This window comes from Rhizobium atlanticum, from assembly GCF_030182485.1.
GTDB lineage: Bacteria > Pseudomonadota > Alphaproteobacteria > Rhizobiales > Rhizobiaceae > Rhizobium.
Window position 1 is genome coordinate 50,320 of the sequence record NZ_JAQJCJ010000025.1, and the last position, 13,682, is coordinate 64,001.

Annotated in this window: 11 protein-coding genes and 1 pseudogene; 3 read left to right on the plus strand and 9 right to left on the minus strand. The window is 59.1% G+C overall.

What is annotated here, in order from left to right:
• Window positions 1-7 precede the first annotated feature (7 nt).
• The 7 genes and pseudogenes from PH551_RS28245 to PH551_RS28270 all read right to left on the minus strand — a co-directional run bounded on the left by PH551_RS28245 (window position 8) and on the right by PH551_RS28270 (window position 8,284).
• On the minus strand, window positions 8-1,909 hold the full coding sequence (locus PH551_RS28245; RefSeq protein ID WP_350223866.1) for a 3'-5' exonuclease: 1,902 nt from the start codon (window positions 1,907-1,909) through the stop codon (window positions 8-10).
• Window positions 1,910-2,020: 111 nt separating this feature from the next.
• A pseudogene (locus PH551_RS32945) lies at window positions 2,021-2,242 on the minus strand (UvrD-helicase domain-containing protein); the annotation flags it as partial.
• A gap of 15 nt (window positions 2,243-2,257) precedes the next feature.
• Window positions 2,258-3,166 (minus strand): UvrD-helicase domain-containing protein, encoded by a 909-nt coding sequence (locus PH551_RS28250; RefSeq protein WP_285195925.1) that lies wholly within the window; start codon window positions 3,164-3,166, stop codon window positions 2,258-2,260.
• Window positions 3,166-5,196, minus strand: coding sequence for a PD-(D/E)XK nuclease family protein (locus PH551_RS28255; RefSeq protein ID WP_245268306.1), 2,031 nt, complete (start codon window positions 5,194-5,196; stop codon window positions 3,166-3,168). The genes PH551_RS28250 and PH551_RS28255 overlap by 1 nt, the downstream gene beginning before the upstream one ends.
• Window positions 5,197-6,037: 841 nt before the next feature.
• On the minus strand, window positions 6,038-6,463 hold the full coding sequence (locus tag PH551_RS28260; protein ID WP_010034424.1) for a ubiquitination-like system serine protease family protein: 426 nt from the start codon (window positions 6,461-6,463) through the stop codon (window positions 6,038-6,040).
• Window positions 6,460-7,650: a ThiF family adenylyltransferase gene (locus PH551_RS28265; protein ID WP_004680483.1), complete on the minus strand. Its 1,191-nt coding sequence runs from the start codon at window positions 7,648-7,650 to the stop codon at window positions 6,460-6,462. The genes PH551_RS28260 and PH551_RS28265 overlap by 4 nt, the downstream gene beginning before the upstream one ends.
• Window positions 7,625-8,284 (minus strand): multiubiquitin domain-containing protein, encoded by a 660-nt coding sequence (locus tag PH551_RS28270; protein ID WP_004680484.1) that lies wholly within the window; start codon window positions 8,282-8,284, stop codon window positions 7,625-7,627. The genes PH551_RS28265 and PH551_RS28270 overlap by 26 nt, the downstream gene beginning before the upstream one ends.
• Window positions 8,285-8,485: 201 nt before the next feature.
• Between PH551_RS28270 and PH551_RS28275 the strand changes: the two genes are divergently transcribed.
• Together PH551_RS28275 and PH551_RS28280 are read left to right on the plus strand one after the other, a co-directional pair.
• Window positions 8,486-8,815 carry an MbcA/ParS/Xre antitoxin family protein gene (locus tag PH551_RS28275; protein ID WP_010034430.1) on the plus strand — a complete coding sequence of 110 codons (330 nt, stop codon included), beginning with the start codon at window positions 8,486-8,488 and terminating at the stop codon, window positions 8,813-8,815.
• Entirely contained in the window at window positions 8,778-9,518 is a 741-nt protein-coding gene (locus tag PH551_RS28280; RefSeq protein WP_237358602.1) for an RES family NAD+ phosphorylase, read from the plus strand. The genes PH551_RS28275 and PH551_RS28280 overlap by 38 nt, the downstream gene beginning before the upstream one ends.
• A 239-nt stretch (window positions 9,519-9,757) precedes the next feature.
• Here PH551_RS28280 and PH551_RS28285 read toward each other — a convergent pair whose 3' ends face one another.
• The gene (locus PH551_RS28285; RefSeq protein WP_026188831.1) at window positions 9,758-10,903 is read right to left on the minus strand and encodes an RHE_PE00001 family protein; all 1,146 of its coding nucleotides are present in this window, start codon (window positions 10,901-10,903) and stop codon (window positions 9,758-9,760) included.
• A 517-nt stretch (window positions 10,904-11,420) separates the two neighbouring features.
• On the opposite strand from PH551_RS28285, the gene PH551_RS28290 reads away from it, so the two are divergent.
• Window positions 11,421-12,338 carry a recombinase family protein gene (locus tag PH551_RS28290; protein WP_008534020.1) on the plus strand — a complete coding sequence of 306 codons (918 nt, stop codon included), beginning with the start codon at window positions 11,421-11,423 and terminating at the stop codon, window positions 12,336-12,338.
• A 1,046-nt stretch (window positions 12,339-13,384) separates the two neighbouring features.
• Here the strand turns inward: PH551_RS28290 and PH551_RS28295 are convergent.
• The coding region (locus PH551_RS28295; protein ID WP_285194367.1) for an integrase core domain-containing protein at window positions 13,385-13,682 on the minus strand (298 nt) is incomplete at its 5' end.

Genomic DNA, 13,682 nt, shown 5'->3' on the forward strand with positions numbered 1-13,682 from the left:
TTATGTTTCAGGGATCGCGCGTCACTGGAGCCAATCGGAACATTGTGCCAACTACGGGCATATGGATCCAGAGTTCAGAGCAACGCCGTCCGGTGATTGATTCCACCGCACCTGCATAGGCAGCAAGTTGCGGCGCGTGGCCAACGGCTCGTTCTTCCCAAAGCTCGAAACGGCCGGGAAAGCTCTTGTGGTCGATAATAGCGAAATCAATCCCGGTTTCGACCAGCATATCAATACGGCCCTTGAGAAGCTGATCGGCTGCGGGTGACGTGACGGGCACTTCAGCAATGCACCTGGTCACCGGCCATCGGCCGCGGCGCCAGGTTGCTAGTCGGTCACTGGCGATAAGCGCATCATCTGCTTTGAAGCCAATCACGTTCCAACGCGTCAGGATAGACGACGCGTCGGCAAGGCGCTGACTTCGGTCGCGGTCTGGATCATCATAGCCGATGATGGAATGGAGCGCTTCGCCTAGCGCTGCAATGTCGGCGATCCCGTGTATCGGGAGCCTTCCGCCAAGGTCAACCCTTTCGACGACCTTCCAGCTTCCACCTACCGCCTCGCTTGGTTTCAGAAACAAGGGCGGACGGACCTGCGGCTCGGTCGTTCGCGCTCGCACGTAGGTGGGCAGCCTGCCACGCTCCGTCAATTCGCCACTCGTCGCAAGCGCCTTCACATTGACTGTGAAATTCTGGTTCCCAACCCCAAGCTGGTTATCGTCGTTCTGGGGAGGAACGACATGCGCTGCGGCCTCCGGCGCATTGAGCAGGCTCAGCCAATTGAGCGGGCCTTTCGCCGGCGGAGCAAAGATCAGATAGTCGCGGGCTCGCGTGGCGCCAACATAGAGAAGCCTGGTGTCTTCCTCGACAGCGCGTTGCAAAGCACGCCGCCCCGTCTCTGAGTTCGCTACCTCAACATCGATCGTGCCGCCTTTTCCACTCTGACCATACGGCCACGGCCAGAAGCGAATCCACCGCTCCGCCAGAGGGTTGCGCCAATCAAGCTCGCCGGTCGTCTCGGCGACCGGCTCGAACAGCCGCGCCTTCGATTCCCAGGCAAGTCCGGTCAAGATCGTCATTGGCCATTCAAGGCCTTTCGATCCGTGATAGGTCATGACCTGGATCGCATCACTGGCAAGGCTTGGGGGGCGCTTCGGCTCCGCTCCGTCGAGCGCAAGCAGCAGCCCCTGCAGGGTCGCAGGCGAGCCGGATGCAGCGCACTCTTCCTCATAGGCGCGTGAGAAACCGCGCAACGCCTCGAGGTCGTCGAAGCGCATCGCGGTATCGCCCCAGCTCTCGATATGGCTCAACAGTGCTGGCAACGCGAGTACGGCGTCGACCAGTTCGGCCGGCGTGAAATTGAGCAATTGACCTGCGAGCCTATCAAGCGCATCCGATATCGGCACGGCTGCCCGGAGCGCTGCGTCGGCATCATCAGAGGTAGCAGCCTGCAGCCATGCATTGGAACCGGCATCATCAGCGAAGAAGCGGGCGAGCTCCGCGAGGGCAAGGCGATCCGTCGCGTCAGCCACGCGCCGACAAGCGGCGAGCACGAATTCCACATGGGGTGTACGCGCAAGTCCCGATCGTTCAACTGCCACCGGAAGTCCAGCACGGCTAAGGGCGAGGGCAAAACGTCCGACATCGGTATTGGAACGGCAGAGAATGGCGATGTCACCTGGCGTGATTGGCCTGTGATCGTGCTTGTCGTCTTCGACAAGCCAGTTGTCGGCTTCGGCCAGACATTGCCGGATTCCCTCCGCGAGGGCTTGTGCCTGCTCGTCGACTTTGCCCATCAGCCACCACCATCCTGCTGAAGGCTTGTCAAAGCCAGCGTCGGATCGCGCCGCATCCGAAAACGCGTGCTTCGCCGCCGGCAGTCCCATCCGTTCGAAGACCGGCGTAAACATGGCATTGAAGAGATCGACCAGGCTTTTGCGGCTTCGCCATGATTTGGACAGGACCGGATTGTCCTCGGGCTTCCCCCCAGCGCCGAGAAACGCAGCCTGGGTCAGCTCGGTGTCGGCGCCGCGAAAGCCGTAGATGGCCTGCTTCGGATCACCAACCCAGGTGCTCTCGTCGACCAGCTCCCCAAGAAGTGTGAACACGGCAAGCTGCAAGGGACTCGAATCCTGGAACTCATCGACGAAGACACGGCTGACACGTTCCTTGAGCCTTGCGGCCAGGTGAGGTGTTTTGAGGATCTCTAGCGCGAGAGCTTCCTGATCCGTAAAATCCAATAGCCCACGCTCGGCCTTCTAATCCTGGTAAGCGGTCAACGCCTCGGCGGCGCAATGAAACGTCTCCGTGATGAACTGCTCGCATTCGAACCGGAGCCGCGGATGCTCGCTGTGCCGCCCCGCCGCGGCGATAAGATGGATCAACGCCTGATTATAAGGCTGTCCGTCCTTGGTGGGCGCGCATTTCACCTTGGTCAAACGCGCCCAAGTCGACCAACTGAGCGTTTCGCCGCGTAAAATGCGTTCATGCGCCGCCCTGATCGTCTCGACCGAATCCGCTCCCGTGCTGCTCACGATGGCCGGGCGCATTTCGAAGGCATCCTTCAACGCGTTGGCCAGTGCTGCGTCGAGGTCCGCGGCGTCTGCCGCGGGAGGTGGAAAGCATGCCAGAAAGGCCTCAATTGATCGCTGCGCCGACGAGGCTAACTGGTCAGCCTCAATTCCATTTGCCCGCGCGAGGGTCGCGATACTGCGCACAGTCCGGCGCCAGTCAGGCGGTTCTCCCGTCCCCGGCGCACGAGGATCATTGTAGCCGAAGTGGTCCGCGAGTTCGTTCAGGACCTCGGCACGTGCGGCGATTGCACCGTCCGCGGCCACGCTGAACACCAGCGACATGTTGGATTCACCGATGACAGCGGTCGACGGCGAGCGCCCCAGGTCGATGACAAATTCGCTGACGATTTGGCTGCAAACGGCGTTGACAGTGCCGAAGCGCGCACCGAGCAACTGGGCAGCTGCGTCCGCCTTGCCTTGCTCAAATAGTTTGGCACGGGCGCGTTCGACAAGTTCATCCGCCGCCTTGATGGTGAACGTCGTCGCAAGGATCTGTTCGGGCGTACGCACCAGAACCTCGTCGGCGATGTCATTGACGATCCTCGTCGTCTTTCCGGCGCCAGCGGCGGCGGTAATGGTCGTCAGTCGCGACATCAAACAAGCTCCTCGTAGACGCGACAGAGGCCGCGCAAATTGCAGAAGCGGCAGGGTTCTTTCGCTGCATCAATCGCAAGCCCAGCAGGTCGCAGATCACCTGTATCGGGGAAGCCGGCCGCAATCAGAGTCCCCTTCGTGGTGAGATCGTGCCAGAGACGCCAATCGTTTTTCACATGGCCAAGCGTAGCGAGGTCATCTATATCCGCTTCAATAGGATTGCCGGTCAGAATGGAGCCCGGACCCGCTACTATGCGTCGCTGGCGCAGCAGAAAATAGCCTCCCGGAGCACCCGTCCCGTCGCTGGCCGAAAGCCCGCGATAGATGGCTAGCTGGATGGCACGCCCGGACGCGACTTCCTCCCTATATCGCCGTTCGGAGCGGGTCCATTTGAGGTCCAGAACTGCGATCCGGTCGCCGCGACGAACCAGGAGGTCGAGTCTGCCCTGAAGCAGGAGCTGCCCCTGGATACCTTCCCGATCGAGCTCCGACCCGACGATCTCCAGACCTTGAGCATGGAGCAGGCGAACAAGCGCCTCCAAGGCACGTGGCACCATTTCGCGAGCGGCCGCGAGTTCTCCGGCATGTTCGGGCTGGAGGAGCGGAGCTGCGATCTCGGGAAGCAGGCTTTCGAAATGCCTGATTGCTTCCGTCCTGATACCGGCTTCGGCCGGTGGTGCGCCCGGAAGGAGCAGCCGGCGGGCGATCTCGTGGGCGAGATTTCCGAAGAGCTGGTCGGTGCCTGGGATTTCTGCAAAACGACCCGGCCGAAGATTGAGAATATCCTGGGCGAACCAGCTCAATTGACAGTTCAACATCCGTGTCAGCGAAGTCGCGCTCTCACGACGGGTGTCGGTAAGGCGTGTCGTTCCCGGCGGTATTGTCCAGACTGGAACCCCTGCTGGCGGCTGCACTTGCCGTCCAACAAGCTGGCGAGGAAGTATCCTGCCGGCGAGCATGGCATCGGGTTCACGCAGCAGCCGTTCCGCCTTGAAGGTGATCGCCGCCCCGCTTTCTTTCAGCAGAGGCCGCAAACGATGCGCCATTGGATGAAGGGTCGTCTGCGCGTCGCGCGCAAGCGCTGGGCGCACGAGAATGAGGTTTCCGTGGCAACGCCGGATGACACTGCTATGGGCGGCCTCGATCCGACGCGCAATCGCTGGTGAAGCATCGATCTCCACTCCATTGGCAATGAGCGCTTCACGCTCGGCATTGTCCCATGGTGTGATGGCAATCTTTTCGCCAGGACCGACAAAGTTCCACCAGATGACACGCAGGGCCGAGGACCACAATGCTCCTGGCGCCTTGATGGCACGAACAGCACCAGCTTCCGCAAAATGGTCCGGATTGGGAACGCCCTCCGACAGGACTTGCAAGACAACCCGCTCGAGAAGGAGGGCGGGAATGACCGAAAGCTCCAGGCGGCTCAGGGCGTCAGACACAGCAGCCGCAGCATTCGAAACTGCCATCAGCAAGCGGTCGCCATCGCCACCGTCCGAACGCATCGCCCAAGCGGCCACTCTCCCGCAGATCGCCAACGCCTCCGACAGTGGCATCCCCTCGCCTCTCGCAAAGCGCCCGACCTCCGTCCATGCGCGCCATTCCGCAAGCGTCGTGTCGGTTTTACGGCGCGCTGTATCCGCGTCGGATCGCGTATTGATTTCGAGCAGGCGATCCTCGATTTGGACCCATGCTTCGCGCCAGACGCGGCCACCGACCCCCGGCTCTTCGCTGAGCGCGCGTGCGAGCCGACGCGCGGCCCAGGCCGCAACAGGTGGCCTGGGAAGGAGAAAGAGGTTTAATAGCGCGCGGGGATCGAACGGCTGCCACGCGGCGGCGAAAGCCAGAGGAAGAACCTGCAGTGCTCCACGCCAGGGTGATGAGGCGGAGAGCCCGAGGGCTGGAATGCCCCTCGCCCGCAAAGCATGGTCCAGGAGCGCCGTATCGCCGTCGGAAGCGAGAATGACGCTTCCGCGCAGGTCCTCCGACGGCAAGGCTGCTAACCAGTCGGCGATCGTTTCAGCAGCCATGAGCTCCGTATCGGCTTCCACCATTGTAAGAGTGCCGTCGCCTGCCAGTGGCTGGACGGGCTCCCCTGATAGAACCCTCTGCACTATGCGCAGGTCAGAGCCCTCTGCCGCCAGGTCGGGCTGCTCGTGTTGGAAGATCGTGACCCCGACGGATTCGAGAGCCTTAACAATGCGTGCCCACAGTGGCGGCAAAAGATCCCGCCGGTCTGCCAAACCGAGTTGGTGAATTCTTAGGCCAGGCCTTGTCTTAAGGACGTCGAGCAAAGCTATGGCGCGATCTTCCAAGCCCGCCGGCAATGTTGGCTCGACTGCCTCTGCGGCAGCGAGATCGTCTAGGCGATTGCTACCGGTCGCGGTACCGTGCCAGCCACCGCCCACCAGCGTATCGCGCCACTCAAGGAGGGTGGCGGCCGTAGACCAGGGATCCCTCGAAAATGACGAGGCCCAGAAACGATCGCCACCGCAAGCACGGAGCTTTGCGAGATAAGTCGAAATGCGCACCGCCTTCGAAACGCTCGGTGCAAGCATTCCTAGCTGGGTTTCAAGCGTCTGAACCAGACCCAAGGGTCCAACGACATCCTCATCCAAACTTCCGGATGCGTCGTGCGCGTCGGGATAAACTCGACCATCTGCTGCCAAGCCGAAGATGAGATGCATGTCCTACCCCTGATTCCCCCTACCCCAGATTGCACTATGCCGGCTCTCGACGCGAGTCATTATCACTGGAGCCCGACGGTGGACCGATTGGGTAGCCCGAGCGAGAACTTTCCGCCTTCCCGTCACCGCAAGCCACTAAATGTCAGAAGGACGCAGGTCTTTGTTCGCCTGCGTCCGCCGCCTGTCAGTTGAAGAACTTTCGGAAGATGGACTTGAACCAGCCAAATAGACCTCCGGCTGTTGGTCCCATCGTTTCTGCAATAGGGGAAGGCGCGGGCGGTCGCTTAAGAAGCCGATCCTTCTCTCGGCCGGCCTCGATTGCAGCCCGTGACATCTTGTTGGCCCAAACTATCATCCCTTGATCGATGACGTAGTGCGAAGCACAGGCAAAGTCGTGATTGCCGATCGATGGCCAGAGCGATGCGTTGTCGCCGTGCATAGTTAACTTGTATTCGGTCGCGACCAGAGGCGTCGATACTTCCTCACCGCACCCGCACGCGCAATTGTGGAGTGCGACGCGACACTCCCGCGAAACATACAAAACCCCGTCGTCGAGAGTTTCAGGTATCTCCGCTGTGAAGACTGTTCTCAGCCTTTTAATCCGCGTCATATCGCAGCCCTGTTCGAGATATTGTTCCCCTCGATCATGTAAACCGAATTCATCTCATTACGCTCATCACGAAAATAGTCCGCCCACCGCTGCCAGCGCATGATGGCCATGATTGCGTTTAGCGAGTTGATGGCCGCGATCTGGATATCCGTTCGGTAGACATCGTCATCTTCTACGTCATCGCCGAAGGGAAGCAGCCTCTCGACCTCGCTCCAGTCGGTGCCTGGGCGGATGAACGTCGCCCTCGCGCATCCGTCCAGCCTGCCATCCTCCAGGCCAACGCCGATCCCGGTGTCGATAAACGGGATCGCCAACCGGACCAGTCCCTCAGCGATTTCGCGCCGCGACGAGCCCTTATCGATGCAGACAAAGACGAAGTCGAAGCCCGAGAGCTCGTCAACATTGCCATATGTAACGCGGACCGGGTGGGAAACGATGCCCTTGTGAATACGCGCGTAAACCTGCGTGTAGTAGTTCACCTTGAAAGGGAACTCCTTGAGCAATTCCCTTTCAGGCGAGCCAGGCGACCGGAACAAATTGTGATTAAGAAGCTGATCCCCGTCATACAGGTGGATCTCCGTGACCCATGTCTTGGCAAGAAGGTCGAGCAGGTAGGACCCGGTCCCGCCAAGGCCTATGATGGCGACCCGTCCCATAAGCTTTCGGTTTACCGCGCCTATACGGTATCGGGCCGAGGCAGAGTCAGGAATTGCGAATGGACTGTCGTCATTTGAGATCAACCCGCGGGCATGCGTCCTGGCGTTAGCCGTTCGGTCCAAAGATCTCGCGGCACCGCCGATCAATCCCTCGTAAGCTACTACCTTGTCGTAGATAGTCTCGTAGCGATGAGTGATCTCCGGCTTCGACGACAAATAATAGCTAACATCAATATCAGCGAAGCGCTGCTGAACGGCACCGTTGACGATATTGTTCATCGGCTTTCCATCGCGATGACATGGCATCCCACCTGCGAAATACATGGTGTGATCGCCCTGCGGCGTCGAGGTCAACCCAGAGGACGCTTCAAGCGAAAGGGCACAGGTGAGGACGCCGCGGGCCAAGGAGCCATCGACCGTCACATAAGGAATGCTACGGACAATCAAATGACCGTTGCTCACCTCAAGCTCGAAGCCTTCGTCTTCGAGTTGCTTCAGAAACGGGTCACGACTTATCAGATCGACGGACATTGAACACCATCCCATTCTTGACCATGATAGATTCACCCTCAACGAGATCACCCTCTGCACCACCGACCCCATGAAGGTAGGTCGTGGTGTAGTTGAAGTTTTCGAAGTCGGGATTCGGGTAAGCAATCGCGGCGATTTCGCGATAGCTATGGCGACGCTTCTCAACGGTCCGCGGCCGCCCGTTGACTTTAATTGTCACGGTTTTGGGTTCGCGGCTACGGACGCGCTCGACGCCCTTACCGCTCAAATCGATTTTGCCATCGACCGGGATGATTGTGTCACCATCACTATCGAGGACCAGTTCGCGGTCCTCATCAATGTCCGCGTAACGATAGAGATCGGCGGCAGCGATTGCTCCCTCGCCCCACTCCCAACCGCGTTCGTCAACAGTGAAGTTGTAAACCCGATCGCTTTCGAAAGTCCGGAATACCGCAGTTTCACCCGGGGCGAACTTCACCTCATCCTCAAGGCCAATCGAGCGCCCGGATTTCTCAACGATCTGTATGAGGACAAACTCGCTCGCAGGCACTTTGCCCGCGGTCTCCCGAATCTGACTGCCGTCCATGACTTTATCGCCGATGCTATAAATCGCGCCATCGACAGTGAACTCGAATTTCTTGTTGTCTTTTACCATAACTGCGCTCCGTTCTCCGGCGACTCTTGATCGTGATTCGTCAGTGGACTACACTGCGATTCTAGTCCCGATATGGACTAATCTATATCGGGACTTATTTGAAATACAAGTCCATATTGGGACTTTTCGGGAGATTCATGCGTGGCTAATATCGAACCCGTCGCCGCAGCGGCCGAAGGGCGATCATCGATTCCGGCAGTCATGGAGGCATTTCAAGGACTTGCGGAGTTGTGGGAGCTTTCAACCGAAGACCAACTTCTCCTGCTGGGATCGCCTGGCCGATCGACCTTCTTTAAGTGGAAGAAAGAAGGAGGCTCAATTCCAAGAGACACCGTCGAGCGAGTCTCTCACCTACTCGCGATCCATAAGGCCCTTGAGATTCTACTCCCGGACAGCAGAGCTGCTGACACTTGGATCCGAAGACCTAACCAGTTTTTCCGCGGGCAGAGTGCTCTCGACGTTATGCGCGGCGGCCAAGTGATGGATATATTCCGTGTCAGACAATATGTGGACGCGCAGCGTGGCGGCTAACTCTTTCACTGTGATCGACGTCAAGCAAACGTTCTTTACTCTCATTCCGTCGCGATTTCCGACGATTGATGTTTTTGCGCGGGTAGCGAATGGTCGGAGTAAGGAACTGGCTGAGATTGAGTCCCTAACCAATCCGCGCCTGAAAGACCGAGAGCGCATTCTCCGAGGTGGAGCTACGATTGTTGATGATAACGCCCCACTTCTTCAGAACTGGAATCATGCCCCATTCACATATCACAACCCGGAGGGCTCGCGGTTTTTCGGCCCCGAAAATCCGGTGCTAGAACTATTTAGCGACATTCAGACAGCCCTTTCTGTTTCCATTTGGAAACGAGAGAGGTTCCTGTCTCGCACTAGCGAGGCACCGATTGGACTTGAGATGCGAGAATTGTCGCGCACCGTGAAAGGCCGCTTCGTTGATGGTCGCGATTGGGATCCGGACCTTGATATTGACACGAGATACAAGCGCGGTCGGCATATCATGGATGCCGGTTTCGACGGCCTGCTCTATAGGCCGCCAGAGCGAGGTGCCGGCTTTTGTGTCTGCGTACTTCGGGGTGAGGTCCTAGATCGGGCCGTTCAGGGCAACCACTTCAAGTTCGTCTGGGACGGAAAACTTATCAGTCGGATCTATTCCTTTGGTTCCGGGAAAGAATATGTACCTGACGATCTGCGGGGTAGCGAGAACGTGATAGCGGCTTAAGCTCGATGCCCCAACCAGGTCATCAATTGTGCAGCGCTTGTAGCAATCCTTGTCGTTGCGTTCATAGTGGTCTAGGATAGCCTTGCTTGCTAGCCGATACTATCTATCGCACTTTTCGAAACACTCAATGACGTCTGCCTTTGTTAGACGCACGCTCATCGTCCCTTTGCCTCAGTCGCTTACACTAGCGGCCCACGACCCTGCACGGAATGCCAACAATCGCCCGGTGACCTTAGACCTTAGTGCACTCCCCATGCCCGAAACCTCCCCCTCCCGGTCATCTCCCTGAGGCCAAGCTCCAAAACAATCCGCCGCGCCGCCTGCGGTGTGACGTCGAGCGTCTTCGCAACCATCCCGGCAGAGACCAGCGGTTTTGCCATGACCAGCTCGACCAGTTCTGGCAATTTTGAAGAGGTTCGGCGTCCCTCCAGCTTTCGCTCCATCATTTTTCGCGCCAGCGTCAACCGGTCATGTTCTTTCATGCCAATCTCCGCGGCCGCGATCAGCCCCTGGGCAATCGCGAGCAGTCGAGTCTTCCGATCGCGACTGCGGCGCCGATCGACGGGTATCGTTTTGAGCCCGAGATTGACGGCGGCAAGATGGGCGCCGGTAGTGATGCCGGCCTGGCGCAGGATCGAGGCGGCAAACAGCCGGCCAAGCCAGGGCGCGTGCTGCAGCACCGACAACTCATTCCAGGCATCGAGGGCGACGATCGCCTGCAGCACGGCCGGCAAGTTTTCGGCCTGGCGCAGCGCGCCGCGCCATTCGTCGAGCCGAGCATCTTCGTCCCAGTCGAGATCATAGACGAGAGGGTCTCGCTCGCGGTTATTGGCCGGGGTCCGACCGGGCTTTTTGGCTCGTTCGATTGCGGCGTCCGAGCGCGCGAGCAGCGCATCGATTGCAGCATAGTCGACGCCCGGCAGATCTTTGACGTCATCACCATCATCACCCTCCCCTTCTGGCTCGATCGGGGCCTTGGGCCTGATGACTCCGGCCGTCTCCGCCTCGCCCGCGGCGGCCGACGTGGTTTCCGATGTCTGCCTCAGCGTCCGCAAACCTTCGGCGGATAGCGCCCAGTCAGGCGCCTGGCCGCAAATGCGTCGGCGAGTGCGCAGCACGTCGCGGGCGATGGTCAGTTCGTGAGTGGGGGTGCGGATATCGCGGGTGGCGTCGTGGAGGACGAGGTCTTCGAGATGGACGAGTTCTCCGTCGATCCACAGCGAGGCGCAGGCGTCGGCAAAGTTTTGGCGTTCTAGCCAGCCTGATCCTACCACGGAGCGCTCAATGCGCTCGTCCAGACGCGTCAGAGCGACAACAGCGTCGAAAGCCGGCCGCATTAAGACACTCAGGCTGATTTTCGAGAGATCGTAAGCCATTGAAATTATGGTAAATGATGTCTTAAACGAAAGCTATAAGGTCACTGCGGTTCCCCACATGCTATAAAAGAGCCCGTGGCGGCTCGCCACCGATAAGTACCGCTTATCGGAAGTGATTGCTATAACGCCGCAAATTAGGGTGTCGGTCACCATGGATCGCAGGAAATGCGCGGTTTTCCAGGCTTTTCGGCCGATTTCGTCTGGGATGACCGGACTCCCCGAGACAGAATTCGGCCGCCGCAGTTGCCCCGCATAATCCCGACCCTTCTTCCGGCATAATGTGCCGGCGACCTCCCGAGGGCCCCTGCTCTCGCGGCATCTCCAAAACGGTTGTTTTTCCGGCCTTTCCGCCACAGGAGCCCGCTGGCGCGGGTTTGTCAGTGCGGACGCTCCGTTGCTTATCTCGGGCGGCGATTTGAGTCTGGCGGGCCGCTATTTGATGCCTAAAACACGCTTGCAACTGTTCGATTTCTAACGCATGCCTTATCTGTACAAACTACTTCGAGACAGGGCCGTTACAAGCGCGATGGCAAAGCCACAAACATTTGACAACCAACAATCTCCCAAGCGGCTGATCGGTTATGCCCGGGTGTCGACGGATGAACAGGTCCACGATGCCCAGTTGGACGAGCTGCGTGCAGCCGGCTGCGATCGGATCCATCAGGAGCATGGTTCCGGAGCATCGCGGGCTCGACCGGTGCTGACGCGATTACTCGCTGAACTTAGCGCCGGCGACGTCCTCATTGTCGTGCGCCTCGATCGACTGGCCCGATCCGTCAGTCATCTCTTGTCGGTGATCGAGGACCTCGAGGCCCGCGGCGTGCATTTCCGGTCGATCCGCGATCCAATCGATACGTCGACCCCGCAGGGCATGTTTTCCCTTCAGGTCCTCGGCGCCGTCGCGCAGCTCGAGCGGGCGCTAATCGCTGAGCGTACCAAAGCCGGCATTAAGGCGGCGAAGGCACGCGGCAAGCTTCCTGGAAATCCCGGTCTGCGAGAACGACGGCCGGAGGCGATCAAGGCAATCTCGCAGGCACGGGAGAAGCTCTATCTCGATGAACTCATTGCATCGGCGCAGACGTGGCTGCCGATGGTGCGTCAACTCCGGCCGCAGCACAGTTGGGACAATGTCGTGCGGGTTCTCAATCGCCGTGGCCACGACTGGACCGTCGAACGCCTTCGTCGCGCTGTTCATCGCATGGTACGCGAAAAGCTCGCGGAGAAGGAACTCCTTGCTCGATCCCCTCGCCGGGCTCCCGAAGACTATCTGATGAAGCTGGTGGCGGCAATTGCCATTGCCGATCCCAACCTGTCGCTGCGCGACATTGCCGCGCAACTGGACCAGATGGGAGAACGGCCTGTGCGCAGCGGCAAGAACTGGCAACCGTCCTCGGTGCGGGTCCTGCTGGACGAAGCCCACCGATTTGGCCTCATTCGCCGTTGAGGGCATGGTTCATCCGACGCCCGATGGCAGAGAGTCTTTTCTTGTCGCTATTCGACTGCATAGCCGTCAGGTCCGGCCTTTGGGGATCTGTAGCGCCAGGACCGCTAGTCGCTATCGCTCCGCGGTTTCAGCTCAGCGCCTACATCCTCGCCGCGGAGCCGGCTTCCTCCGCCTGCTCGCCCCCTCCCCCGGAACGTGCTGAAGGCTTCAGCCGCGGTGATTATGATCCGCAGAGGCGCGCGGGCCATGACCCTCGGCGGCGCGGGTAAAAGCAGAGGACAGCCGCTCCCCTCGCTACCAAAAAGCCGTCTCGGCTGCACGACGAATTCGGGCGCGAGCCGGAACTCAGTCAGACAGTATTTGTTTCTTTTACAATCCGTCCGCGTTTCGGCGTTCTTTCAAGGATGCTCGACAATTTGATTGAGCCATTTGTCCGCGCCGCCAGCTATATTTCCTACAAGAATGATTACGGCCGAAGATCTGCAAACATTCGTTTTACGACCAGCAAATTTCGACTGTCCTCGAAGCCTGGGAGGTCTTCGTCCTGAAGCATCCTGCGGAGACCGCCGTTAAGATTACAAAGCAATGTCTCCTTTCAGTCGTGACAAACACCGCGATTGTTCGTTCGAACACGAAGCCGCTCAATCGGCTCCGTGCATCAACTGACCTTACTACACCAGCCGCATAGAAGGGCTGTCGGCCATTCTACCCGGGCAACCATGACCAATGCCCTTAGAACGTCATGTACGATCAAAAATGACCGCCAAGACCCCGCGACCCATGGCGGCGACAGGACGGTACCTATCTCTACACAACCGATCTTGTGAGAGGTGGCGCGAGGAGCGGGTCATGCGCCGTCCATAGTAGCGCCCGAAAATGTCGCTTCTTTTCAGAGTGTTGTAGCTGTGGTCAGCTGACCACCGGAAAAGCAGCTGTTGGCAGTGCGTCCCACCCCAAAAGACTTGCTGGCCCACGACAGCAGAGTCTGGCGAAAAACCTCGATCAGTGGACCCGCTGACCTAGCACTCAATCCTCTCCGGCAGCGACTAGATGTGGAGCCTCAACAGGTTGTCCTGGGTAAGAGCGAGCCTAGTGATTGGTGGTTTTGAGTTTAGACTTCCGTGAGGCCTGTGCCAATTGTAGCGATGAAGCCATCGTGGCAGTTCGGCGGCGCGCATGTCCGAGTTGGGATAGGCGACGGCGTAGGCCCACTCTCTGAGGGCGGTCTGGATGAAGCGTTCGGCCTTTCCGTTGGTTTTAGGCGTATATGGTCTGGTGCGAACGTGCTTGAGGCCGTTGTCGCGACAAGCTTGGCCGAATGGCTTTGATGTGTAGCAGGGACCA